Source organism: Micromonospora sp. NPDC005237 (assembly GCF_040607775.1).
Taxonomy (GTDB): domain Bacteria; phylum Actinomycetota; class Actinomycetes; order Mycobacteriales; family Micromonosporaceae; genus Micromonospora.
On record NZ_JBEXHJ010000007.1, the window covers coordinates 58,552 to 82,148 of the forward strand.

Genomic DNA, 23,597 nt, shown 5'->3' on the forward strand with positions numbered 1-23,597 from the left:
TATCGCCGTCGTTGCACGACTTGCGCCCCGCGCCCCGCGCCCCGCGCCCCGCGCCCCGCGCCCCGCGCCCCGCGCCCCGCGCCGAGATCATCGCGACATCGGGGATGGGGCGGTTTCCGACGCGCGGGAGGCAGCAACATCGCCGATGTCGTGTGGATCTCCGCGAGGAATCGGCCGATCGGCGAGCAGGGCTTCGGACCGGTGCGCCCCTCGGGTCGCGCTCGGCCGGAATGGCGTGTAAGACGGGCACGCATGACGGGTCGGGGCGGCTGCCGCACCTGCTGGGAGGACTTTTGTCATTTGAAGCGAAACTTCTGCTCGTCGAGACGAAGCTTTGCCTTTGTCCGGAGGCAAGGGTAGGGTCGGCTTTCAGATAGAAGGTTGCCCATTCGTCAATCAGCCTGCCTGCCTCCCTTGCCGGGTCGGCCGCGGTCCCCCTCAGGGGCGCCGACCGCCCCGAAGCGTCGTCCTCACCGTCCAGCCGGAGCGCGCCTCCGGCCGGTTCGGCGCGCCCCGGCAAAGGCAGCCGGTCGACAGCTGCCGACGGCACACCAGCCGTCAGGAAGGGACCACCACCATGGATCACCAGACCAACCGCTCGGAGCCGACAGCGACCTCCGAGTCGGTCAGTCGGCGCGGACTGCTCCGCGCCGCGACCGTCTCCGCCGCCGCCGTCGGCGCCGCCGGGCTCCTCGCCGGGCCGGCGAACGCCGCGCCGGCAGGCGACACCGCCGCCCGGGGCCAGTCCCACGGCCGGCGTCGGGTGCCGGTGGACCGCATCAGCATCCAGCTCTACACCGTGCGTGACCAGCTCGCCGCCGATCTGCCGGGCACCCTGACCGCCCTGCGGCGCATCGGTTACCGGCGGGTGGAGCACGCCGGCTTCGTGGGGCGTACGGCGGCGGAGTTCCGGGCCGCGCTCGACGCGGCCGGGCTGCGCGCCACCTCCGGGCACACCGGCATCCCGCAGCCGTTCGACGCCGCCACCTGGGAACGTGCCCTCGCGGACGCCAACACGGTGGGCTGCAAGAAGATCGTCCACCCGTACTTCGGTCGGGACGCCCAGGGCCGTCCGTACCGGGACCCCGCCGTCTACCGTGCCCTGGCCCGGGATCTCAACCAGGCGGGCCGGCTGGCCGAGCGCGCCGGGCTCGATTTCGGCTACCACAACCACCAGTTGGAGTTCGTGCCGCTGACCGACGGCTCGACCGGCTTCGAGATCCTCACCGGGCAGACCGATCCCCGGCTGGTCCACTTCGAACTCGACCTGTACTGGACCTGGCGGGGCGCACACGACCCGGTCGACGTGATCCGGGCCAACCGCGGCCGGATCCGCCAGGTGCACGTCAAGGACCTGGACGTCGAGGGCGGCTTCGCGGACCTGGGCGACGGCGTCATCGACTTCGGCCGGATCTTCGACCACGAGCGGGAGGCGGGCATCGAGGAGTACATCGTGGAGCGCGACGACGCGGGCACCCCGCCGCGCGCCCCCGCCGACGCCCTTGACACCGCCCGGGTCGGCTTCGACTACCTCGCCGCACTCCGGTACTGACCACCTCGGGGGACTACCTGATGATGAACCGGACCGCTTTCCTGTCCGCCCTGCTCCTGGTGTCGGCCGGCCTGGTCGCGCCGACGACCGCGGCAGCCGCCGCGCCGGCGGCCCCGCCGCCGGACAGCAGCTTCCAGAAGGTGACGCTCAACGACTTCCCCGGCGAGCCGATGAGCCTCGCCGTCCTGCCCGACCTGCGGGTGCTGCACACCTCCCGGACCGGCGAGGTCCGCATCCACGACCCGCGCACCGGGCTGAACACCATCGCCGCCGACATCCCGGTTTACGAGCACGACGAGGAGGGGTTGCAGGGCGTCGCCATCGACCCGAACTTCGCCCAGAACAAGTGGGTGTACCTCTACTACTCGCCGCGGCTGGACACGCCGGTGGACGACCCGGCGACCCCCGACGTCAACGAGGGGGACGCGCCGGCGGTCGGCACCGAGGCCGACTGGCAGCGGTTCCGGGGCGCGCTGCGGCTGTCCCGGTTCAAGCTGGACGGGATGAAGCTGAACCTCGCCAGCGAGCAGCAGATCATCGACGTGCCGACCGACCGGGGCATCTGCTGCCACGTCGGCGGCCAGATCGACTTCGACAGCAAGGGCAACCTGTACCTGTCGACCGGTGACGACACCAACCCGTTCGCCTCCGACGGCTACGTCCCGATCGACGAGCGGGCCGACCGCAACCCGGCGTACGACGCCCAGCGCACCGCGGCCAACACCAACGACCTGCGCGGCAAGCTGCTGCGCATCAAGGTGAAGGCCGGTGGCGGTTACACGGTGCCGGCCGGCAACCTGTTCAAGCCGGGCACGGCGCAGACCCGCCCGGAGATCTACGCGATGGGGCTGCGCAACGCGTTCCGGTTCGCCGTCGACCGGCGTACCGACAACGTGTACCTGGGCGACTACTCCCCCGATGCCTCCACCGCGAACCCGGCGCGCGGGCCGGCCGGACACGGCCGGTGGATGCTGATCGACAAGCCGGCGAACTACGGCTGGCCGTACTGCGTGACGCCGACGATCGCCTACCGCGACTACGACTTCGCCACCGGCGAGTCCGGCCCGAAGTTCAACTGCAAGCGACCGGTCAACGACTCACCGCACAACACCGGCAAGCGGCAACTGCCGCCGGTCCAGGCCCCGCAGGTCTGGTACGCGGCCGCCGCCTCGGCCGAGTTCCCGCAGCTGGGCACCGGCGGCATCGCCCCGATGGGCGGCCCGGCGTACGACTACGACGGGACCAGCACGTCGCGCACCCGGTGGCCGGCCTACTACGACGGGGTGCCGCTGTTCTACGAGTGGACCCGGGACTACATCAAGGAGTTCCGCCTCGACTCCGACGGGGACGTGCAGGACATCCGACCGGTGGCGCCGTCGCTGGTGGTGGACAACCCGATGGACATGGAGTTCGGTCCGGACGGCGCGCTCTACGTGCTGGAGTACGGGGACGGCTACTTCGCCGAGAACCCGGACGCCCAGCTGTCCCGGATCGACTTCGTCCGCGGCAACCGGACGCCGATCCCGAAGATCAGCGGTACGCCGACCGTCGGGCAGGCCCCGCTGACCGTCGCGTTCTCCAGCGCCGGCACCACCGACCCGGACGGTGACAAGCTGAGCTACGCGTGGGACTTCAACGCGGACGGCTCGGTGGACAGCACCGACGCCAACCCGACCTGGACGTTCCAGGAGAACGGCTCGTACACGCCGACGCTGAAGGTGACCGACCGCACCGGGCGGTCCGCCTCGGCGACCCTGCCGCTGCTGGTCGGACCGACCGCGCCGATCATCGAGTTCGTCGCCCCGGTGGCCGGGCAGCCGTTCCAGTTCGGGCAGACCGTCGCGTACGAGGTGAAGGTCACCGACGACCTGCCGGTGGACTGCTCCCGGGTGAAGGTCACCTACGTGCTCGGGCACGACCAGCACGGGCACCCGCTCTCCACGGCGACGGGGTGCTCCGGGACGATCCCCACCTTCGTGGACGGTGGGCACAGCGGCGCGGACAACCTCACCGCGGTCTTCGTCGCCGAGTACACCGACGCGCCGACGGAGCCCGGTGTGCCGCCGCAGACCGCCACGGCGACGGTCGTGCTGGATCCCACCCCGGTGGCCGGCCTGGCCGGCTGACCCACGCACGACGAGCGGCGGCGGCCGGAGAGCTCTCCGGCCGCCGCCGCTTCGCGTTCCGGCCCGGCTGGTCAGCCCCAGTCGCTGTCGACGTGGTTGTCGCGCCAGCGTCCGCCCACCGGCGGGGTGTCCAGGCGCATCCCGCCATTGGCGTTGCCGGCGAGGTCGTTGTCCTCGACCCGGCAGTCCACACAGCTGCCCCGTTCGGTGATCCACAGACCGTGGGTCTGGGTGCTGTACTCGTGGTTGTCCCAGACCCGGTTGCCGCGGATGGTGGCCGAGTCGAACGCCGCGTCGATGGTGATGCCGGCCCGCCGCTCGGGTGCCGCGGACAGCTCGTACCCGCAGCCCGGGGGCGGTACGTCCCCACTCCACGCGGTGATGCCGTCGGGCCGGACCGGCGCCAGGACGAGTTCTTCGCCGGTGTTCGCGGCGACCATGGCCACGGCCCGTCCCACCCGCAGGACCTTGCCCCGGTGCCCGTCGTGCGGCCAGGTCGCCGACCGGTCCACCACGGACCGCTCGGCGTAGCGAACGGTCTCGCCACCGCCGCTGGCGGCCTGCGCGTACTGTCGCCCGTTGTTGCGGATCCGGTTGTTCAGCAGCACCGCGTCGGTCATCTGGTGGTCGATCCGGACGGCGTCCAGCCCGTTGCCCCAGAACTCGTTGCTCTCGATCACCACGTCCCGTACCGGGCCCTGGTAGCCCCGCCCGAGGTCCTGCCCGTGGTAGCCGTACTGACCGTTCCCGCTGATCCGGTTGCCCCGGATGGTGTACGGGCCCGGGCTGTTGCCGACAATGACCCCGTCGCGGATGTTGCCGTCGATGACGCAGTCGGTGAGCAGCCCACCCCGTCCGGCCACCGCCGCGGTGCCCTGGGCGGAGATGTCGAACCCGGCCTCCAGGTTGCCGGTCATCGTGCAGGCGGAGACGATGAGACCGTCGGCACCCCAGTCGGAGATGCCGAACCGGTTGCCCTGGCTGTGACAGCCGATGATGCGGTAGCCGCGGGGCGGGGGCCAGTAGTCCTTCTGCAGCTCCAGGAAGATGCCGTTGGTGCCGTTGGCGAGCGTGGTGCAGTTGGCGATGGTCAACCGCTCCACCGCGCCCCAACCGCCGATGCCCACGCCGATGCCGGCGCCGCCGATCTGCTCGCCGTTGTCCAGTCGCCCGCAGCCGACGACCACCACGCCGTCGATCAGCGAGTCCTGGAGGAAGTCGCAGCCCAGCCCGGTGGCCGCGGTGTGGTGGATGTAGAGGTTGCGGAACACGCCGCGCACGACGTATTGCAGGCCCAGGCCCTTGGCGAGGTAGTTGTACTCGGCCATCGCCACGCCGGAGCCGTCGATCTGGAAGTCGGCGAAGGTGCAGTCGGCGATGTGCCGGTCCCGGTCGGCCCCGTGCTGCACGGTGGTCCAGAAGGCCAGCGGGGTCGGGTCGGCCCGGTTGCCCTCGTTGCTGAGCATGAACCGGGTCGCCGCCGGGCCGGCGCCGACCAGCGAGACCCCACTGCGCCACACCGTGCCGGAATCGCGGATCGAGTAGATGCCGGGCGGGCAGTAGATGACGCGGGCCCGCCCGTCCGAGGCGTACCCGGCGCCGAGGCGGTCCACGAGGGCGGCCAACGCCGGCTGGTCGTTGGTCGCGCCGTCGCCGGTCAGCCCGTACTCCAGCGCGTCGCAGTAGAGCGGTGCGCCGGCCGCGGCGGGCCGCCGCACCCGTACCGAATTCAGTAGCAGCTCGTTCGCCACGACCACGGGTCGGCTCCCTTCGACGCCTCCGGTGCGTACCGGCGGGGCCGACTTCCCGATGACGCGACAGCGAAACCACTGACGCACGCCGGCCCCGGCGCCGCGCGGGCGGTGCCAGGGCGGGGGTACGCGTCAGACGGCGGCGATCAGCAGCGCCGGGCGCTCCACGCAGTCGGCGACGTGCCGCAGGAAGCCACCGGCCACCCCACCGTCGCAGACCCGGTGGTCGAACGTGAGGCTCAGCTGGGTCACCTTGCGCACGGCCAACTGCCCGTCGACCACCCACGGCTTGTCCACGATCCGGCCCACGCCGAGCAGGGCCGCCTCGGGGTGGTTGATGATCGGGGTGGAGCCGTCCACGCCGAACACCCCGTAGTTGTTCAGCGTGAAGGTGCCGCCGGTGAGCCGGGCCGGCGCGAGCGTCCCGGCCCGCGCCGCGGCGGTGGTCGCCGCCAGCTCGGCGGCCAGCTCGGCCGTGGTGAGTCGCTGGGCGTCGCGCAGCACCGGCACCAGCAGGCCCCGGTCGGTCTGCGCGGCGATGCCCAGGTGCACCCCGGCGGACTGGACGATCCGCTGACCCTCGGTGTCGACGCGGGAGTTGAGCTGCGGGAACCGGCGCAGACCGCTGAGGCAGATCCGGGCCAGCAGGGCCAGGATGCTCACCGGCGCGTCGGGCGTCGCCGCGTTGATCGCCGCGCGGGTCTCCAGTAGCCCGGTGGCGTCGACGTCGACCCAGATGGTCACCTCGGGGATCTCCCGCCGGCTGCGGGAGAGCTTGTCGGCGATCACCTTGCGCACGCCGGTGAGCGGGACGATCAGGTCGCCGTCGCCCTCCGGGGTCGGCGCGACGTGCGGGTCCGGCACGGCGGCGAGCCGGGCGACGGGGACGGCCAGCGCCGCCTCGACGTCGGCGCGGCGGATCACACCGCCGGGCCCGCTGCCACGGACCGTACCCAGGTCGACGCCGCGCTCCCGGGCCAGCCGACGGACGATCGGCGAGATGACCAGGGCGCTCGCCGACCGCACCTCGGCGGAGGCGCTGCCACCGACCGGGGCCGCTTCGTCCGCCGCCGGGCCGGCGCCGGCTGCCGGGACCGCGTCGGGCCGGACAGCGCCGGCCGGGGCGGCGTCGGCCGGTTCGGGCGCCAGCGCAAGTCGGGGCCGACGCCGACGGCGGGTCGCGCCGCCGTGCCCGGTGCCGTACCCGATCAGCACGTTGCCGGAGCCGGCACGCTCCTCCTCGCGGTAGGTGGCGTGCCCGGCGGGCTCGTCGCCGCCGTCCAGCGGCGCGATGGTGATCAGGGGCTGGCCGACCGGGCGGACCTCACCCGCCGCGCCGTGCAGGGTCACGACCCGTCCGGCGTACGGGCAGGGCACGTCCACGACCGCCTTGGCGGTCTCCACCTCGACCACGCTCTGGTCCACCGTGACGATGTCGCCCACGGCGACCCGCCACTCGACGATCTCGGCCTCGCTCAGCCCCTCGCCCAGGTCGGGCAGGAGGAAGACCTGCGTCCGCTCGACGGTGGTCATGCCGCGCTGCCCTGCGCCGCCCAGCGCGGGTCCGGCTGGTCGTCCCACTGCAACCGGGCCACCGCGTCGAGCACCCGGTCCACGCCGGGCAGGTGGGTGTGCTCCAGCATCGGCGCCGGGTACGGGATGTCCAGCCCGGCCACCCGCAGCACCGGAGCGTGCAGCGCGTGGAAGCAGCGCTCCTGCACCCGGGCGGCGATCTCCGCGCCGACACCCGCGAACCCGGGCGCCTCCTGGATCACCACGCACCGGCCGGTCCGCCGGACCGACGCGGTGATGGTGGCGTCGTCGAACGGCACGATGGTCCGCACGTCGACCACCTCCAGGTCCCAGCCCTCCTCGCGGGCGGCCTCGGCGGCCTCCAGCGCGACCGGCACCGCCGGCCCGTACGCCACCAGGGTGGCGTCGCGGCCGGGCCGGCGCACGACGGCCCGGCCGAACGGCTCGGTACGCGCCGGCAGCTCGGCGTCGGCGCTGCCGAAGTAGAGCTTCTTGGGCTCCATGAAGACCACCGGGTCGGGATCGTCGATCGCCTCACGCAGCAGCGAGTACGCGTCCTCGACGGTCGCCGGGGTGACGACCTTCAGGCCGGGGGTGTGCGCGTAGTACGCCTCGGACGAGTCGCAGTGGTGCTCCACCCCGCCGATGCCGCCGGCGTACGGCACCCGGATGACGATCGGCACGCTGAGCTTGCCCCGGGTGCGGTTGCGCAGCTTCGCCACGTGCGAGGCGATCTGCTCGAACGCCGGGTACGCGAACGCGTCGAACTGCATCTCGACCACCGGCCGCAGCCCGGACATGGCCAGGCCGACGGCGAAGCCGACGATGCCGGCCTCCGCGAGCGGGGTGTCGAAGCAGCGCTTCTCGCCGAAGCGGGCCTGCAGGCCGTCGGTGATCCGGAAGACGCCGCCGAGCTGGCCGACGTCCTCGCCGAAGACGACGACTCGCTCGTCGGCCGCGAGGGCGTCGGCGAGCGCGGTGTTGAGCGCCTTCGCCATGGTGGTGGCCATCAGTCGTCACTTTCCTCGTCGCGCGCGGCGGCCAGCTCGGCCCGGACCTGCTCGCGCTGCTCGACGAGCTGCGGGGTGGGCTCGGCGTAGACGTGGTCGAAGAGGCTCAGCGGGTCGACAGTGGGCTGGGTGTTCATCCGGGTACGCAGGTCCGCCGCGTACGCCTCGGCCTGCTCGGCGACCTCGGCGACCGCCGCGTCGTCGAGCACGCCACGGGCGCGCAGGTACGCCTGGAGGCGGGCGAGCGGGTCGCGGTCGCGCCAGGCGTCGACCTCGGCGCCGTCGCGGTAGCGGCTGGCGTCGTCGGCGTTGGTGTGCGGCTCCATCCGGTAGGTGTGCGCCTCCACCAGGAACGGCCCGTTGCCGGCGCGGGCGTGCGCGACCGCGCGGGTCAGAACGGCGAGCACCGCGACCGGGTCGTTGCCGTCGACCTGCTCGCTGGGCACCCCGTAGCCGACGCCCTTGTACGCCAGCGACGGCGCGGCGGTCTGCCGCGACAGCGGGACGCTGATGGCGTACCGGTTGTTCTGGACGAAGTAGACGACCGGCGCTTTGAACACGGCGGCGAAGTTGATGCCCTCGTGGAAGTCGCCCTCGCTGGTCGCGCCGTCGCCGATGAAGGCCAGCGCCACGGTGTCGCGCCCCTGGTACGCCTCGCCGTACGCGAGACCGGCGGCGTGCACGCACTGGGTGGCGAGCGGGGTGCACTGCGGGGCGGCGCGTACCTCGGTGGGGTCGTAGCCGCAGTGCCAGTCGCCGCGCAGCAGGGTGAGCACCTCGACCGGGTCGATGCCCCGGGCAACCAGCGCCATCGATTCACGGTAGGTGGGGAACACCCAGTCGGTGTCGCGGACGGCGAGCACGGCGGCGACCTGGCACGCCTCCTGGCCCCGCGACGACGGGTAGACGGCGAGGCGGCCCTGCTTGGTCAGCGCGGTCGCCTGGGTGTCGAACCGGCGGCCGAGCACCATCCGGCGGTACAGCTCGCGCAGCGCCTCGACGGGCGGCTCCGGGTAGTCGGTACGGTCCGGCAGCGGCGTACCGGTCGGATCGAGCAGGCGGACCGGTTCGGCGTCCGGCAGCAGCGGGCGCGCCGGGTCGGGCGGGGTGACCGTCCGACGGGCGCGCGGGGATGCCCTGCGGACCGCCTGGGGTGTGGTCGTCACGGCGGGACCTCCTGGGACGTGTGGTGAGCCTATGCTTCCGCCTGACGGATGATTGACTCAAGATCCACGCAGAAGGCGGGACGTCTGGCATGTGGGAGGCGCGTCGGTGAGCCAGGAGAACGGAGACGGAGCGAGCCGGGGAACCGGATCGGGACGATCGGCCCGAGCGATGGACGAGGTCGACCGGCGGATCCTGGACGAGCTGGTCCGCGACGGGCGCACGTCGGTGCGCACCCTGGCCGAGCGGATCCACATCTCGCGCACCAACGCGTACGCCCGGGTGGAACGCCTGCTGCGCGAAGGCGTGATCACGGGCTTCCGGGCGCAGGTGGCGCCCGAGGCCGCCGGGTTGGGCACGTCGGCGTACATGGCGTTGACGATCGAGCAGAACACCTGGCGGGAGGTGTCGGCCGAGCTGGCCCAGGTGCGCTACGTCGAGCACGTCGCGCTGCTCAGCGGCGAGCACGACGTGCTGGCCCTCGTTCGGGCGCCGGACAACGCCGCCCTGCGCGACGTGGTGCTCGACCGGGTGCAGCGCATCGCCGGGGTGCTGTCGACGCGGTCGTGGCTGGTCTTCGAGGAGTTCGACGGCACGCAGAGCCCGTGGCAGTAGCGCGAGCCTCGCCGGTCACCGCTCCGGCGGGGCCTCCAGACCCTCGGAGTCGGCCAGCTCCAGCAGGGGCGCCAGCGAGTGCCGATCCCCGTCCAGGCCGGCGTGCGGATCGCCGCGCTCGGCGAACCGGGCCGGCACGGTGAGCACGTCGAAGTCCTCCGGACGGGCGTCGTCCAGCTCCGCCCAGTCCAACGGCGCCGACACGAGCGCCCGAGGCGTCGGCCGGATCGAGTACGCCGACGCCATCGTGTGGTCCCGCGACATCTGGTTGTAGTCGACGAAGACCGGCCGGTCCCGCTGCTCCCGCCACCAGGTGGTGGTGACCAGCTCCGGCAGCCGGCGCTGCATCTGGAGGCCCAGCGCGAGCACCGCCCGGCGGCACTCGCCGAAACTCCACCTCGGCTCGATCGACAGGTAGACGTGCAGGCCCCGCCCGCCGGTGGTCTTCGGATAGCCGGTCATGCCCAGCTCGGCGAGGAACGCCCGCACCTCCCGGGCCACCGGCACCACCTGCTCGAAGCCCACGCCGGGCATCGGGTCCAGGTCGATGCGCAGCTGATCGGGGCGCTCCACGTCGGCGGCGGACACCGGCCACGGGTGGAAGCGCAGGGTGCCCAGGTTGGCGGCCCAGATCACCACGGCCAGCTCGCTCGGCGCGACCTCGTCGGCGGTCCGGCCGCTGGGGAAGGTGATGTGCGCCGTGCGCACCCACGCGGGCGCGCCCGCCGGCAGCCGCTTCTGGTAGAACGCGTCACCGCGGTTGGTCTGCCGGGTGGCGATCGTCGCGCCCTCGAAGACGCCGCGCGGCCAGCGTTCCAGCATGGTCGGCCGGTCGCGCAGCGCCCGCAGGATGCCGTCGCCGACCGCCAGGAAGTAGCGGACCACGTCCAGCTTGGTCAGTCCGCGTTCCGGGAAGTACGGCTTGTCGGGGCTGGAGACGCGGACCAGCCGCTCCCCCACCTGGATCTCCTCCGCCGCCGTGGCCACGCCCCCGAGGGTACGACGTGGAGGCGGGCCCGGTGGGCTACCGGCCGGGGACCAGCGTGGCGGGCTGCTGCGGCAGTTCCTCCGTCGGGCCGCCGACCGACACCGGCTGCGTCCCGGGTGGCTCCTCGGCCACCGCGGTCTGCTGCTCGACCGGCACCGTCCGCGCCGTGCGGCGGGCCACGAAGCCCGGCGTCCAGTCCTTCAACCGCAGAGCCGGCCGCTCGACGAGCTTCCACGACACGAACGCGGCGGCGAAGGCGACCGCGACCGACATCGCCGCGAACGGCACGTACCCCCAGCGGCTCCAGCCCAGGCTCGCCATCACCTGCTGGAAGGCGAACCCGTAGATGTAGATGCCGTACGAGTAGTCGTTCTTGCGGCCCACCCAGTGCAGCTGGCGCGGCATCCGCACCGACAGCCACACCAGCAGGTACGCGAACGCCGGCAGCCCGATGACGAAGAAGCCGCCGAAGAGCAGGGACAGCCCCAGCGCCACGGCCGAGCCGATGCCCAGCGCGTCGTTGATCGGCACCCGCTCCCGGTAGAGATCCAGCGTCGCGCCGAACGCGAACAGGAAGCCCAGGTAGACGATGTAGTGGAAGCTCATCACGCCCACCAGGGGCGAGTCGAACGACCAGCTCGCCGTGGACGCCGGCCCGCTGAACTGCCCGGAGCTCACCCAGTCCTGCAGGATGCTCAGGTAGAGCGCGACGGTCAGGAACAGCACGAACCGGCGGGCGTTGCGCAGCACCGCGGTGATCGCCAGGACGCCCACCACGACGTAGCAGAACATCTCGTACTTGAGCGACCACAGGGCGCCGTTGAAGACGCTGGAGCCGCTCTTCTCACCCCACGGGGTGGTCGGCTTGAGCAGGTCCTGAATGCCGTACTGACGGACACCGGTCCACCAGTTGGCCTGCAGGTAGGCCAACGGGCCGCCGCGGTCCCAGGGGTTGTCGAAGAGGCCGGCGGTGGTGCCGTGCTCGCGCAGCGCCACCAGTGGGGCCACCACCAGCGCGGTGATCAGCAGGCAGACCCAGAGCCCGGGGAAGATGCGCAGGGCCCGGTGCCAGGCGTAGCGGATGATGCCGGTACGCCTGGCGCTGCGGGTGATGAGCAGGCCGGAGAGCACGAAGAAGCCGTACACGGCCATGGTGCCGACGTTGGTCTGCCGACCGGTGATGTGGTAGCCGAGGTCGTTGGCCCCGAAGCCGAGCGGCTTGGAGTGCGACAACACGACGCCCACGGCGAGGCAGAGCCGGATCAGCCCGATGCCGTTGCTGCGGCCGGAGAGCAGATCGGCGAGCGTGCCACGGGAGCGGACGAGGGCGGGGGTAGTCATGCGGTCAGGAACCTCTCGACCATCAGGCGGGCACCTCGGCGCCGGCGTGCTCCCACAACTGCTTCATCTCGGTGTGCAGATCTTCGCTCGGCGACCAGCCGAGCACCTCGGCGGCCAGCCCGACGTCCAGCCGCTGCCAGTTCGTCTCGGCCGGGCCGGTGCGTTCCGCCTCGACCAGGTCGGTCGGCACCTCACTCACGTCGATGAGGAGCTGGACCATATCACGCGCGCTGGCGGCCACCCCCCGACCGATGTTGATCACGTGGCCGGCCGCCCCGGGGCGGGTCGCGGCCAGCAGCACGGCGGCGACGACGTCGCTGAGGCCGACGAAGTCACGCCGCGAACCCAGCGGAGCCAGCTCCAGCCGGGCCCGCTCACCGGCGCGCTGGGCGTCGCGCAGCCGACCCGCGACCACCCCGAGCAGGCTGTGCCCGGGCTGGCCGGCGCCGATGACGTTGCCGACCCGCAGCGTGACGCCCTCGATCAGGCCCTGCCGGTCGGCCTCGGCGACCGCCGTGGTGCAGCGCAGCTTGAACTCGCCGTACGGCATCACCGGCGCGGGCGGCAGCCCCTCGGGCATCGAGGTGTCGACCGGGACCAGCCCGTACTCGTGCACGCTGCCCAGCTGGATCACCCGGACCCGCCCGGGCAACCGGCCGGCGGCCTCGATCAGCCGCTCGACCAGCGTGACGTTGACCGCGAGCATCTGCGCGTCGGTGAGCCCCCACATGCCGCCCGCGGCGTTGATCACCACGTCCGGATCGAGCTCGCGCAGCACCGCGGTGATCTCGTCGACGTCGGCGGCGGCCAGGTCCAGCGCGCGGACCTCGACACCCGGCCCGACGTCGCGCGCGGTGCGGGCCACGGCGACCACGGTGTGCCCCTGGTCGGCCAGCGCCCGGCAGATGGGGCGGCCGAGGAAGCCGGTGCCACCGAGCACGGCCACCCTCCGCCGCTGTCCGGCGGCCTCCGCCGAGTGCCGTGGTTCGACGATCATGGCGCTGGCGTCTCCCTGGCTGCGGTCGGTCATCGGCCCGGCCCGAACGCGTGCCGCGACAGGCTCTTGACGCCGGTCATCCGGCCGGCGAGGACCGCCGTCGGCAGCAGCGTGATGGCGTGCAGCCGGGACGACATGTAGCGGCGGGCGGCCCGCGCCGCCCGGGGCCAGCCCTGCTCGTCCATCCGCCGGGCGACGTCGACGAAGAACGCCCGCGCCTCGGTGAACCGGGTGCCGGTGACCGCGTCGGCGGCGGACTTGCTGACCGCGTGCCGCCGGTACTGGAAGCACAGGGTGGTGTCGACGGCCATCTGCTCGCCGCGCTGGATCAGGTCGATCACCAGGGCCAGGTCCTGGATGACCTGGAACTCGTCGCGGAAGTCCACGGCCTTGAGCGCGTCGGTCCGCCAGCAGATCGACGGGAAGTAGAACCAGCAGCCGCGCAGCAGGCTGGCCGCCAGATCCTCGCCGCCCATCAGCTCCCGGGACTCGACCCGCGGGGCGTAGAGCCGCCGCTTGGCCTCGTCGACCATGGTGTTGACCACCGCGCCGGTGGCGTCGATAATCTCGACCCCCGGCTGGACCATGCCGACGCCCGGGTACTGCTCGATCACCGATCGCACGGTGGCGACGTAGTTGGGGTGCATGATGTCGTCCGTGCCCATCATCACCAGGTACTCGTGCTCGGCGAGGCCGACGCACTTGCGGTAGTTGCCGGTGACCCCGAGGTTGCGCTCGTTGCGCTGGTAGCGGACCCGCTCGTCGGTGATCTGAGCGAACCACTCCGGCACGCCCGGCTCGGTGCCGTCGTCGACCACGGTCAGGCGCCAACCCGGGTCACTCTGCGCCATCACGCTGCGGACGGCCGCCTGCATGAGGGGCACGCTCCCGTAGTACGGCAGCATGATGTCGACAATCATCGGTTCCGCGGGCCTTACTGTGCGTGGTGGAAGTGCTCGACGGGCGCGGCCACATTATCAGGCATCCCGTCCGGATCCAGTACCGGCGAGCCGGCCTGACGGCCGTCGCGACGCCACCGCCGGTGACCGGACGACGGGGCCGACGGCGACCGCGGCGGGGGCTATCATCGTCGCGCCCGCACCGCACGCCCCCCCGATCGGACGCCGATGCCAGACCGCGCCGTCACCACGGACGCGCCTCCCGCGCAGACCGACGCGGGGCCGCCCGCGCCAGCCACCGAGCCGGCCCGACGGCGACTCCCCCTCGTCCGCCGACTCGCGCTCAGCGTCTGGTTCTGGCCCACGGCCTTCGCCGCGCTCGCGGTCGGCTGGCGTCTCGGCAGCCCAGAGATGTGGCACGACGAGCTGGTGACCGTCGACGTGGCGACCCGCTCGACCGGGCAGATTCTGGGCATGCTGGCGAACGTCGATGCCGTGCACGGGGCGTACTACCTCTTCATGCACGGCTGGACGACCCTGTTCGGCACCGGCCCGGCCGTCGTGCGGCTCCCGTCGGCCCTGGCCATGGTCCTGGCCACCGCGTGCGTGGCGCTGGTCGGGCGACGGGTGTTCGGCCAGACGGCGGGGATCGCCGCCGGGTTCGTCTTCGCCCTCGTGCCCACGGTCACCCGCTTCGGGCAGGAGACCCGGTCGTACGCCTTCGTCGTCCTCGCCGCGGCCGCCGCAACCCTGTTCCTGCTGCGTGCGTTGCAGCGGCCGGGGTGGCTGCGCTGGATCGCGTACGTGCTCGCCGTGGCCGCCATCGGCCTGGTGAACGTGGTGGCGCTCACGCTGCTGCTCGGGCACGGCGTGGCCGTGTTGATCCACTGCTGGCGGGAGCGCCGGTGGTGGTCGCTGGCCTGGTTCGTGCTCGCCGCCGCCGCCGGGGTGGGGATCGCCGCGCCGGTGATCCTGCGCGGTATGAAGCAGGCGGGGCGGCAGATCAGCTGGATCCCGGACAGCGCGCCCTGGACGGTCTGGGAGCAGGCCTTCGGCTCGGTGCTGCTCGCCGCCGCGATCACCGCGCTGGCCGTGGTGGGCGTGCTGACCCACCTGCGCCGCGACGCCGCCGCGCGGACCGCCGTGGCGGCGGTGATCGCCGCCCTGCCGCTGCCGGTGATCCTGCTGGCCTCCACCGGCGACATCAACTACTTCTTCTCCAAGTACCTGCTGTTCCTCGTGCCGGCCTGGGCGGTGCTCGCCGGCGCGGGCGTCGCCGCGGTGCGCCGCGCCCCGCTGGTCGCGGTGGGGCTGGTGGTGCTCGCCGCCCTGAGCGTGCCCGGTCAGCTCGCGCTGCGCGGGGAGTACTCGCACGGCTGGTACACGTATCCGCAGGGGCGGGCGTTCAAGCCGCTGTCGTACTCGGAGGCGGCGCGGGTCATCGAGGCCGGCTACCAGCCCGGTGACGGCCTCGTGGCGGGCGGCCCCTGGTGGTGGATGCACGAGCCGGGGGTGCGCTACTACCTCCCTGCGGACGTGTCGCCGCGCAACGTCTTCCAACAGCAGTCGGCGGCCCAGCGCAACGAGCTGTTCGGCGCGGACTGCGCCGACCCGGCCCGCTGCCTGCGCGACGAGCCCCGGCTGTGGGTGCTGCTGCCGACGGTCACCGACGCGCCGCTGACCGGCCTGCCGAAGAAGCAGTCCGCCGTGCTCGCCCAGCGCTACGACGTGGTCCGCGTCACGCACGTGACCGGGCTGACCGTGGCCCTGCTGCAACGGCGCGGCTGAGCCGACGCACCGGCCGCCCGGTGGCGACCCGGGCGCGGTTACCGCGCGCGGCGCCCGGGTAGGGGGGTCGGCATGGCGGAACTGTCGACGCTCTGGATCATCCGGCACGGGGAGAGCACCGCGAACGTGGCGGCCACCCGGGCCGAGGAGAACGGCGCGGACGTGATCGGGCTCAGCCACCGCGACGCCGACGTGCCGCTGTCGGCCACCGGCGAGGAGCAGGCGCGGGCGACCGGCCGCTGGCTCGCCGGGCTGCCCGAGGACCGGCGCCCCGACGTGGCGGTGGTCTCGCCGTACCTGCGGGCGGTGTCCACGGCCGAGCTGGCGCTGCACGGCACCGGGGTGCCGGTGAGCCGGGACGAGCGGCTGCGCGACCGGGAGCTGGGCATCCTCGACGGCCTGACCGGGCACGGGGTACGCCGCCGGTTTCCCGACGAGGCCGAGCGCCGCGCCCGGCTGGGCAAGTTCTACTACCGGCCGCCCGGCGGTGAGGCCTGGACCGACGTGGCGCTGCGGCTGCGGACGCTCCTCGGCGACCTGCGCCGCGACCACGAGGGCCAGCGGGTGCTGCTCTTCGGCCACGACGCGCTGGTCTTCCTCCTGCGGTACCTGGTGGAGGGGCTGACCGAGCCGGAGCTGATGGCGTTGACCCGCGAACACGTCATCGCCAACTGCTCGATCACCGACTGGTCCGCCGACGACCAGGGCAGGCTGACGCTGGGCGGTTTCAACGAGGTCGGCCACCTGCACCGGCAGGGCGCCGAGTCGACCAGGGAGGACGAGATCCATGCCGAACCGGTCTGAGGTGCAGGTGATCACGCCGGGGCTGCTGCGCGACTGGGCGCTGCCGGTGCCGGCCGGCGGCAAGGAGAGCCGGGGCACCGTCCTGGTGATCGGCGGCTCCCGCTTCACGCCCGGGGCGGTCCTGCTCGCCGGGGTGGCCGCGCTGCGCGCCGGCGCCGGGGTGCTCCAGCTCGCCGCCGCCGAGTCCACCGCGGCCACGCTGAGCATCCAGGTGCCCGAGGCGCTGGTGGTCGGGCTGCCGGAGACGTCCGACGGCGCGGTCGCCGCCGACCGGGCCGGCCAGCTCGGTGAACTGGTCGGCGTGGCCGACGTGGTGGCCCTCGGCCCGGGGTTGAAGGGCATCGACGAGACCGCCGAGCTGCTGGGTCTCGTCCTGGAGGCGGCGGGGCCGCGCACCCCGCTGGTCCTCGACGCGTACGCCCTGGGCGCGCTCAGCCACGAGCCGAAGCTGCTGGTCGGCTCGGGCCGCCCGGTGGTGCTCACCCCCAACGTGACCGAGGCCGGGCACCTGCTCGGCCGGGAGCCGGGCGACGACCTGGACGCCGAGGCCGCCGAGCTGGCGCAACGCTACGAGGCCGTCGTCTCGCTCTACGGCCACGTGGCCGCCCCGGACGGGCGCGGGTGGCGGGAGGAGAGCGGCGACGCGGGCCTCGGCACGTCCGGCAGCGGAGACGTGCTCGCCGGCCTGCTCGCCGGGCTGCTCGCCCGGGGCGCCGACCCGGCGCAGGCCGCCTGCTGGGGAGCGTTCGCGCACGCCGTGAGCGGCCAACGGCTGATCCCCCGGTACGGCCGGATCGGCTTCCTGGCGCGGGAACTGCTCGACGAGATCCCGCGCACCCTGGCCACCGTCTGAACAGGCGAGATCGGCCACATTCGCCCGTTTCGCCGCTCGGCCTCGGGGTACCGGATCGACACCCAGCCGAGCTACGAAAGGGGGCACGCCGGTGTCAACCGATGCCATCGTCCTGCTCAAAGAGGACCACAAGGAGATGCGTCGCCTGTTCAAGGCCTTCCAGGACGCCGAGGAGGGGCCGGCGAGCCAGCGGCAGAAGCTGGTGAACCAGATCCTTGAGGCCCTGACGGTGCACACCTACCTGGAGAACGAGGTGATGTACCCGGAGGTCCGCCGGCTCCTGCCCGACCTGGAGGACGACATCCTCGAGTCGTACGAGGAGCACCACGTGGCCGACGTGCTCTGCGCCGAACTGGCCAGCATGGACGCCGGCGACGAGCGCTTCACCGCCAAGACCACGGTGCTGATCGAGAACGTCACGCACCACGTCGAGGAGGAAGAGGAGGAGTGGTTCCCCAAGGTCCGCGAGGCGCTCGGCCGTAAGCAGCTCCAGGAGATCGGCGAGAAGATGATCGCGTTGCGCGCGGACGCGCCGCGTACCCCCACCCAGCCGAAGGCGATCAAGAAGGCGCTCGACGCGGTGACCGCCTGAGCCAACCACCGCGCGACGCGGGGCCCGGCCTGGCCGGGCCCCGCGTCGCGCCGGCCGGCAGCAGCGCCGTCCAACCACCTCGGCGCGCTCACGTCGGGAGGTCGGCCGGGTCGCCCGGGGCCGGCCCGGTAGGATCGGCGCGGGCCGTTACTGGCGCGTGGGGATGGAGAACCATCGGGGAGCGGCCCCGTCATGAGGACGTCTGCCGAGCGCCTGGGCCTTCCCGCACGTCTGTTGGAGGTCGCATGTCGCACAACGCCGAGTCCACCGCATTCCGGAGCGCCCTTGAGGTGATCCGGGCTGTCGAGCCGCGGGTGGCCGACGCTATCGGCGCCGAGCTGACCGACCAGCGGGAGTCCCTCAAGCTCATCGCCAGCGAGAACTACGCCTCCCCGGCGACCCTGCTGGCCATGGGCAACTGGTTCAGCGACAAGTACGCCGAGGGCACCGTGGGGCGTCGCTTCTACGCGGGCTGCCAGAACGTCGACACCGTCGAGGCGCTCGCCGCCGAGCACGCCCGGGAGCTGTTCGGGGCCGCGCACGCGTACGTGCAGCCGCACTCGGGCATCGACGCCAACCTGGTCGCGTTCTGGGCGGTGCTCGCCGACCGGGTGGAGTCCCCCGCGCTGAAGAAGGCCCAGGTCCGCCAGGTCAACGACCTCACCGAGGCGGACTGGTTCGCGCTGCGCCGCGAGCTGGGCAACCAGCGGATGCTCGGCATGTCGCTGGACGCCGGCGGTCACCTCACCCACGGTTTCCGGCCGAACATCTCCGGCAAGATGTTCGACCAGCGCAGCTACGGCACCGACCCGGCGACTGGGCTGATCGACTACGACCGGGTCGCCGAGGCGGCCCGCGAGTTCAAGCCGCTGATCCTGGTCGGCGGCTACTCGGCGTACCCCCGGAAAGTGAACTTCCGGATCCTGCGGGAGATCGCCGACTCGGTCGGCGCCACCTTCATGGTCGACATGGCGCACTTCGCGGGCCTGGTGGCCGGCAAGGTCTTCACCGGCGACTTCGACCCGGTGCCGCACGCGCACATCGTCACCACCACCACCCACAAGTCGCTGCGCGGCCCGCGCGGCGGCATGGTGCTCTGCCAGCCGGAGCTGGCCGACCAGGTGGACCGGGGTTGCCCGATGGTGCTCGGCGGTCCGCTGCCGCACGTGATGGCCGCCAAGGCCGTCGCCCTCGCGGAGGCCCGCCGCCCCGACTTCGCCGACTACGCCCAGCGGATCGTGGACAACGCGCAGGCGCTCGCCGACGGGCTGCTGCGCCGGGGCGCGACGCTGGTCACCGGCGGCACCGACAACCACCTGGTGCTGATCGACGTGTCCGGCTACGGGCTCACCGGCCGGCAGGCCGAGCAGGCCCTGCTCGACTCCGGCATCGTCACCAACCGCAACTCGGTCCCGCAGGACCCGAACGGCGCCTGGTACACGTCCGGCATCCGGATCGGCACCCCGGCGCTGACCACCCGCGGGCTGGGCACCGCCGAGATGGACCAGACCGCCGAGCTGATCCACACCGTGCTGACCCAGACCACGGCCGGCGCCAACGCCGACGGCACCCCGTCCAAGGCGAAGTACACGCTCGACGCCGACCTGGCCGACAAGATCGCCCGCCAGGCCACCGACCTGCTGGCCCCCCACCCGCTCTACCCGGCCATCGACCTGGGCTGACGGTCGTCGTCAACCGGGTCCGACGGCACCCGGGCCGGGCTGTCGGTGGCAGTCACCGAAACGAGCGGTATACCTCAGAGTCATGAATATGACGCTGAGGTATACCGCTCAACTGTGTGACCGCCCCGGCGGGCGGCCGGCAGTCAGTTCAGGGGACGCTTGAGGTGGTAGCGGTGAACCTCGGTGCTGCCCTGGACGTTGTTGACGTCCTCGGCGGCCGAGACCAGCTCCCAGCCCTCCCGGCCGGCGCGGTTGAGGTGCGCGATGGCCGTGTCGCCATAGGGGGTGATGTCCTTGCGCGACCCGTCCGGGCCGTACCAGACGAACGAGACGGTGAAATTGCGGCCCTGTCCCTGATAGCGGCGGACGAGCAAGGCGTACTCCCAGGCAACCATGCGGCCCATTATGACCGTCCACGCAGGAGCTCGTCGGTGATGAGGGCGGCGAGCCGGTCCAACCCCAGGTCGATCTGCTCGGGTGTCACCGCGCTGACCGACAACCGCAGCGCGCACACCGGCGCCGTGTCGTCGTAGAAGTGCGCCATCGGCGTCCAGAGCACCCCGTAGTCACGCGCCGAGGTGTCCAGCAACGCGTCGTCGACCGCGAACGGCACGGTCACCACCACGAAGAACCCGCCGGCCGGCACCGTCCACCGCACCACCGCCGGCCGGTCCGGCCGATCCGGGAAACGCCGGGCCAGCCCGGCGACCAGGTGACGCAGATTGCGGGCGTACGCGGCCCGCTCCCGGGTGTTCGCGGGCACCAGGCTGCACCCGTGCTCCAGCAGCCGCCCACCGATCACCGCCTGCGCGATCGGCGAGGTGTTCACGGTGACCATGCTCTTGATCATCGCGAGCTGGTCGGCGAGCGGGCCGACCCGGCCGTCCGACCCGGCCACCCGCTGGTCGGCGACCACGTAGCCGACCCGCGCTCCGGGCAGCACGGTCTTGGCGAACGAGCCGAGGTAGACCACCCGCCGGTCGGTGTCCAGCGCCTTCAGGGTGGGCGGGCGCGGCCCGTCCTCGACGGGGAACAGCCCGTACGGGTTGTCCTCCAGCAGGAGCAGGTCCTCCTCGGCGGCCAGCGCCAACAGCCGCTGCCGGTCCGGGACGTTCATGCTGACCCCGGACGGGTTGGCGAAGTCCGGCAGCACGTAGCAGGCGCGCGGCCGGCGCCCCGACGCCCGGGCCCGACGCGCCTGTGCCCGCAGGTCGGCCAGGTCCACTCCGGACGGTCCACCGGCGACCGGCCACACCGGCAGGTCCACCAGCCGCGCCGCCCCGGTCAGCCCGACGTAGGTCGGGGCGACCGCCAGCAGCACGTCCGCCGGATCGGCCCGCAACGCCCGCAGCACCAGGAACATCGCCTCCTGGCAGCCGACGGTCACCACGACGGCCTCCGGGTCGACCGTGATCCCCTCGTCGACCGCGAGGTTGCGGGCGATGAGGTGGTGCACGATGCCCTTGGTCCGGCCGTACTGCAACAGCAGCCGTCGGGCCTGCTCGGGCGCGTGACCCAGCTCGTCGACGAGGTGCCGGTGGAACGTGTCCAGGTGCCGGTGCACCGCCGCGACGTCGAAGAACTCCTCGTACGGGCGCCCGGCCGCGAGCGACACCGCCGCCGGATAGCGTTCGGACACCTCGTTGAGGAAGTTCATCGAGGTCAGCGCCGGATCACCCAGCGCGGGGTGCAGGTCGGCGACGCTCAGGTCGGCCGACTCCGTCGGGGCCACCGCTCAGCCCGCCGCGAGCGTACGCAGCTCGGCCACCGCCGCCGGATCGGCGCAGCCGGCCAGGGTGAACGCGTCCCGCACCTCCGCGGCGAGCAACGCCAACGCGTCCTGCGCGCCGCGCCGCCCTCCGACGGCCAGCGCCCAGAGCAACGGACGACCGACCAGGACACCCGCCGCGCCCAACGCCAGCGCCCGCAGCACGTCGGTGCCTCCACGGATGCCGCTGTCCAGCAGCACCTGCCCACCGTCGCCGACGGCGTCCACGACCTCCGGCAGCATGGTGACGCTGGCCGGCGCCCCGTCCAACTGACGCCCGCCGTGGTTGGACACCACCACCGCGTCCGCCCCGATCCGCACCGCCTCGACCGCGTCGCGGGGATCCAGCACCCCCTTGACGACCAGCGGCAGGTCGACGTGCTCACGCAGCCAGGCCAGATCCGCCCAGCGCAGGGCGGACTCGAACGACGCGTCGGTGTGCGCGGCGATCGCGGACACACCGGGGGCGCCGGCGTGCGCCAGGGCGTCCCGGCCGTGCGGCAGGTTCGCGGCGACCACGTCGGCCGGGAGGCGGAACGCGTTGCGCAGGTCGCGTGGGCGTCGACCGAGCACCGGAACGTCCACGGTGACCACCAGCGCGTGGCAGCCCGCCGCGACGACCCGGTCCAGGAGATCGCGGACCAGCGCCCGGTCGCGCAGCCAGTAGAGCTGGAACCAGACCTCGGCAGTGGCTCCGGTGATCTCCTCGATCGGCGTGCTGCTCAACGTGCTCGCCAGATACGGCACGCCGGCCGCGCCGGCCGCCGCCGCGAGGCCCAGTTCCCCGTCCGGGTGCACGAGCCGCTGGTACGCCATCGGCGCCACCCCGACCGGCATCGCGTACGGCCGGCCGAGCAGCCGGGCGCCGAGGTCCACGGCGTGGCTGCCGCGCAGCACCCGGGGCAGCACGGCCACCCGGTCCAGCGCGGCCCGGTTGGCGGCCAGGGTCACCTCGGCCGCGCTGCCGCCGGCGATGTAGTCCCACACGTCCGGGGCCAGCACCGCCCGCGCCCGCGGTCCGTAGTCGGCGAACGTCACCGCCGCCGGCACCCCGGTCGGCAGGTCGGCCAGTACCGGCTCAGCCACCCCGCACCCCCGCGTCGGCCGCAGCGGCGTCCGGGCCGGCGGCGGCTGCGCCGACACCTGAGCCGGCGGCGGCCGGGTCATCGTCAGCCTGGCCAATGGCCGGGTCGTCCCGCAGCGGCGGCAGCCCGAACCGTTCCCGCAGGAACGCGGCCGCGCGGTGCTGCGCCCGCTGGCCGTCGGTGAAGGCGCCGGGCATGGCGAAGAAACCGTGGATCATCTGCGGATAGTGGTCGAGGCGGGTGGGCACACCGCAGGCGCGCAGCCGCTGCGCGTAGCGCTGCCCCTCGGCGCACAGCGGGTCCAGCTCGGCGGTGACCACCAGCGCCGGAGGCAGGCCGGACAGGTCGTCGGCGAGCAGCGGCGACGCCAGCGGATCCCGGGAGTGTTCCGGGTCGGCCAGGTAGTGCGTCCGGTACCAGGCCACCGACCGGCGGTTGAACAACGCCGGGTCGTCGTCGACCGGGCCGGACGGCTCGGCGCTGACGTCGGTGTTCGGATAGACCAACAGCTGCGCGGCGAGCGGAGGCCCGTCCGTGCGGCAGAGCAGCGTCACCGCAGCCGCCAGGTTCCCGCCCGCGCTGTCCCCGCCCACCGCCAGCCGGGTCGGATCAACGCCGAACCGGTCGGCGTTCGCGGCGATCCACACGGTCGCGGCGTGGCAGTCGTGCACCGCGGCCGGAAAGGGGTGCTCAGGGGCCAGTCGGTAGCCGACGGTCACCACCTGGCATCCCGCCGCGTTGGCCAGTCGTCGGCAGATGCCGTCGGCGGTGTCCACGCTGCCGAGCGTCCACCCGCCGCCGAAGAAGTACAGCAGGGTGGGCAGCGGCCCCGGCCCGCCCGGCCGGTACACCCGGATCGGCAGGTCACCGCCCGGCCCGGGGATCCGCTCGTCGCGTACCTCGGCGACCTGCTCGACCGCGCCGCCGCCGGCGCGGATCGCGGCCAGGTCGGCGGCGCGCGCCTCGCCGAGGGTCTGCGTGTAGAGCGGCGGCGTGCCGGCGGCGACGCGGGCGGCGCGGTAGGCCGCCACCTCCGGGTGCAGGGCCAT

19 protein-coding genes, 1 pseudogene and 1 riboswitch are annotated in these 23,597 nt (G+C 73.1%); of the genes and pseudogenes, 8 read left to right on the plus strand and 12 right to left on the minus strand.

Features of this window, described 5'->3' with window-relative positions; genetic code table 11:
* Window positions 1-577 precede the first annotated feature (577 nt).
* Window positions 578-1,552, plus strand: a complete 975-nt coding sequence (locus ABZT87_RS19875) for a sugar phosphate isomerase/epimerase (RefSeq protein WP_355137231.1) — start codon at window positions 578-580, stop codon at window positions 1,550-1,552.
* A 20-nt stretch (window positions 1,553-1,572) separates the two neighbouring features.
* Window positions 1,573-3,678: a PQQ-dependent sugar dehydrogenase gene (locus ABZT87_RS19880; RefSeq protein ID WP_355137233.1), complete on the plus strand. Its 2,106-nt coding sequence runs from the start codon at window positions 1,573-1,575 to the stop codon at window positions 3,676-3,678.
* A 71-nt stretch (window positions 3,679-3,749) separates the two neighbouring features.
* Here the strand turns inward: ABZT87_RS19880 and ABZT87_RS19885 are convergent, their stop codons facing one another.
* From ABZT87_RS19885 to pdhA, 4 genes are all read right to left on the minus strand, one after another.
* On the minus strand, window positions 3,750-5,429 hold the full coding sequence (locus tag ABZT87_RS19885) for a right-handed parallel beta-helix repeat-containing protein (protein ID WP_355137755.1): 1,680 nt from the start codon (window positions 5,427-5,429) through the stop codon (window positions 3,750-3,752).
* A 132-nt stretch (window positions 5,430-5,561) separates the two neighbouring features.
* Entirely contained in the window at window positions 5,562-6,962 is a 1,401-nt protein-coding gene (locus ABZT87_RS19890) for a dihydrolipoamide acetyltransferase family protein (protein WP_355137235.1), read from the minus strand.
* Window positions 6,959-7,975, minus strand: a complete 1,017-nt coding sequence (locus ABZT87_RS19895; RefSeq protein WP_355067829.1) for an alpha-ketoacid dehydrogenase subunit beta — start codon at window positions 7,973-7,975, stop codon at window positions 6,959-6,961. The genes ABZT87_RS19890 and ABZT87_RS19895 overlap by 4 nt, the downstream gene beginning before the upstream one ends.
* The gene (gene pdhA, locus ABZT87_RS19900; protein WP_355137757.1) at window positions 7,972-9,171 is read right to left on the minus strand and encodes a pyruvate dehydrogenase (acetyl-transferring) E1 component subunit alpha; all 1,200 of its coding nucleotides are present in this window, start codon (window positions 9,169-9,171) and stop codon (window positions 7,972-7,974) included. Before pdhA ends, ABZT87_RS19895 begins: the two co-directional genes overlap by 4 nt.
* A 136-nt stretch (window positions 9,172-9,307) precedes the next feature.
* On the opposite strand from pdhA, the gene ABZT87_RS19905 reads away from it, so the two are divergent.
* The gene (locus ABZT87_RS19905; protein ID WP_234587152.1) at window positions 9,308-9,751 is read left to right on the plus strand and encodes an Lrp/AsnC family transcriptional regulator; all 444 of its coding nucleotides are present in this window, start codon (window positions 9,308-9,310) and stop codon (window positions 9,749-9,751) included.
* Window positions 9,752-9,766: 15 nt separating this feature from the next.
* On the opposite strand, the gene ABZT87_RS19910 is transcribed toward ABZT87_RS19905, so the two are convergent.
* Genes ABZT87_RS19910 through ABZT87_RS19925 form a run of 4 tightly spaced genes read right to left on the minus strand, consistent with a single transcriptional unit; the run spans window position 9,767 to window position 13,997 of the window.
* Window positions 9,767-10,738, minus strand: coding sequence for a DNA primase small subunit domain-containing protein (locus ABZT87_RS19910; protein WP_355137237.1), 972 nt, complete (start codon window positions 10,736-10,738; stop codon window positions 9,767-9,769).
* 37 nt (window positions 10,739-10,775) lie between these two features.
* On the minus strand, window positions 10,776-12,080 hold the full coding sequence (locus tag ABZT87_RS19915) for an acyltransferase (protein ID WP_355137239.1): 1,305 nt from the start codon (window positions 12,078-12,080) through the stop codon (window positions 10,776-10,778).
* Between the two features lie 22 nt (window positions 12,081-12,102).
* Entirely contained in the window at window positions 12,103-13,077 is a 975-nt protein-coding gene (locus ABZT87_RS19920; protein WP_355067815.1) for an NAD(P)-dependent oxidoreductase, read from the minus strand.
* Window positions 13,078-13,106: 29 nt separating this feature from the next.
* Window positions 13,107-13,997: a glycosyltransferase gene (locus ABZT87_RS19925; protein ID WP_354862608.1), complete on the minus strand. Its 891-nt coding sequence runs from the start codon at window positions 13,995-13,997 to the stop codon at window positions 13,107-13,109.
* Between the two features lie 207 nt (window positions 13,998-14,204).
* On the opposite strand from ABZT87_RS19925, the gene ABZT87_RS19930 reads away from it, so the two are divergent.
* From ABZT87_RS19930 to ABZT87_RS19950, 5 genes are all read left to right on the plus strand, one after another.
* A complete protein-coding gene (locus tag ABZT87_RS19930) occupies window positions 14,205-15,764 on the plus strand; it encodes a glycosyltransferase family 39 protein (RefSeq protein ID WP_355067813.1) in 1,560 nt (519 codons plus the stop codon).
* A gap of 72 nt (window positions 15,765-15,836) precedes the next feature.
* Window positions 15,837-16,568 (plus strand): histidine phosphatase family protein, encoded by a 732-nt coding sequence (locus tag ABZT87_RS19935; RefSeq protein WP_355137241.1) that lies wholly within the window; start codon window positions 15,837-15,839, stop codon window positions 16,566-16,568.
* On the plus strand, window positions 16,552-17,421 hold the full coding sequence (locus ABZT87_RS19940; RefSeq protein ID WP_355137243.1) for an NAD(P)H-hydrate dehydratase: 870 nt from the start codon (window positions 16,552-16,554) through the stop codon (window positions 17,419-17,421). The genes ABZT87_RS19935 and ABZT87_RS19940 overlap by 17 nt, the downstream gene beginning before the upstream one ends.
* Before the next feature lie 91 nt (window positions 17,422-17,512).
* Window positions 17,513-18,013 (plus strand): hemerythrin domain-containing protein, encoded by a 501-nt coding sequence (locus ABZT87_RS19945; RefSeq protein WP_354862600.1) that lies wholly within the window; start codon window positions 17,513-17,515, stop codon window positions 18,011-18,013.
* A 136-nt stretch (window positions 18,014-18,149) separates the two neighbouring features.
* Window positions 18,150-18,239: riboswitch (ZMP/ZTP riboswitch) on the plus strand.
* Between the two features lie 19 nt (window positions 18,240-18,258).
* A complete protein-coding gene (locus ABZT87_RS19950; RefSeq protein ID WP_354860687.1) occupies window positions 18,259-19,695 on the plus strand; it encodes a glycine hydroxymethyltransferase in 1,437 nt (478 codons plus the stop codon).
* Between the two features lie 143 nt (window positions 19,696-19,838).
* Here ABZT87_RS19950 and ABZT87_RS19955 read toward each other — a convergent pair whose 3' ends face one another.
* From ABZT87_RS19955 to ABZT87_RS19970, 4 genes and pseudogenes are all read right to left on the minus strand, one after another.
* On the minus strand, window positions 19,839-20,099 hold the full coding sequence (locus ABZT87_RS19955) for a hypothetical protein (RefSeq protein WP_234587138.1): 261 nt from the start codon (window positions 20,097-20,099) through the stop codon (window positions 19,839-19,841).
* Window positions 20,099-21,427 carry a PLP-dependent aminotransferase family protein gene (locus tag ABZT87_RS19960; RefSeq protein WP_355137245.1) on the minus strand — a complete coding sequence of 443 codons (1,329 nt, stop codon included), beginning with the start codon at window positions 21,425-21,427 and terminating at the stop codon, window positions 20,099-20,101. The genes ABZT87_RS19955 and ABZT87_RS19960 overlap by 1 nt, the downstream gene beginning before the upstream one ends.
* A 3-nt stretch (window positions 21,428-21,430) precedes the next feature.
* On the minus strand, window positions 21,431-22,549 hold the full coding sequence (locus ABZT87_RS19965) for an alpha-hydroxy acid oxidase (RefSeq protein ID WP_355137247.1): 1,119 nt from the start codon (window positions 22,547-22,549) through the stop codon (window positions 21,431-21,433).
* A 127-nt stretch (window positions 22,550-22,676) separates the two neighbouring features.
* Window positions 22,677-23,597, minus strand: a pseudogene (locus ABZT87_RS19970) (alpha/beta hydrolase); the annotation flags it as partial.

Excerpts from the sequence above, each read along its gene's own strand:
- ABZT87_RS19880 (WP_355137233.1), top strand. The coding sequence starts at position 1,573 with ATGATGAACCGGACCGCTTTCCTGTCCGCCCTGCTCCTGGTGTCGGCC.
- ABZT87_RS19935 (WP_355137241.1), top strand. The coding sequence starts at position 15,837 with ATGGCGGAACTGTCGACGCTCTGGATCATCCGGCACGGGGAGAGCACC.
- ABZT87_RS19890 (WP_355137235.1), bottom strand. The coding sequence starts at position 6,962 with ATGACCACCGTCGAGCGGACGCAGGTCTTCCTCCTGCCCGACCTGGGC.
- ABZT87_RS19920 (WP_355067815.1), bottom strand. The coding sequence starts at position 13,077 with ATGATCGTCGAACCACGGCACTCGGCGGAGGCCGCCGGACAGCGGCGG.
- ABZT87_RS19875 (WP_355137231.1), top strand. The coding sequence starts at position 578 with ATGGATCACCAGACCAACCGCTCGGAGCCGACAGCGACCTCCGAGTCG.
- ABZT87_RS19955 (WP_234587138.1), bottom strand. The coding sequence starts at position 20,099 with ATGGGCCGCATGGTTGCCTGGGAGTACGCCTTGCTCGTCCGCCGCTAT.
- ABZT87_RS19925 (WP_354862608.1), bottom strand. The coding sequence starts at position 13,997 with ATGATTGTCGACATCATGCTGCCGTACTACGGGAGCGTGCCCCTCATG.
- ABZT87_RS19905 (WP_234587152.1), top strand. The coding sequence starts at position 9,308 with ATGGACGAGGTCGACCGGCGGATCCTGGACGAGCTGGTCCGCGACGGG.
- ABZT87_RS19915 (WP_355137239.1), bottom strand. The coding sequence starts at position 12,080 with ATGACTACCCCCGCCCTCGTCCGCTCCCGTGGCACGCTCGCCGATCTG.
- ABZT87_RS19930 (WP_355067813.1), top strand. The coding sequence starts at position 14,205 with ATGCCAGACCGCGCCGTCACCACGGACGCGCCTCCCGCGCAGACCGAC.
- ABZT87_RS19950 (WP_354860687.1), top strand. The coding sequence starts at position 18,259 with ATGTCGCACAACGCCGAGTCCACCGCATTCCGGAGCGCCCTTGAGGTG.
- ABZT87_RS19940 (WP_355137243.1), top strand. The coding sequence starts at position 16,552 with ATGCCGAACCGGTCTGAGGTGCAGGTGATCACGCCGGGGCTGCTGCGC.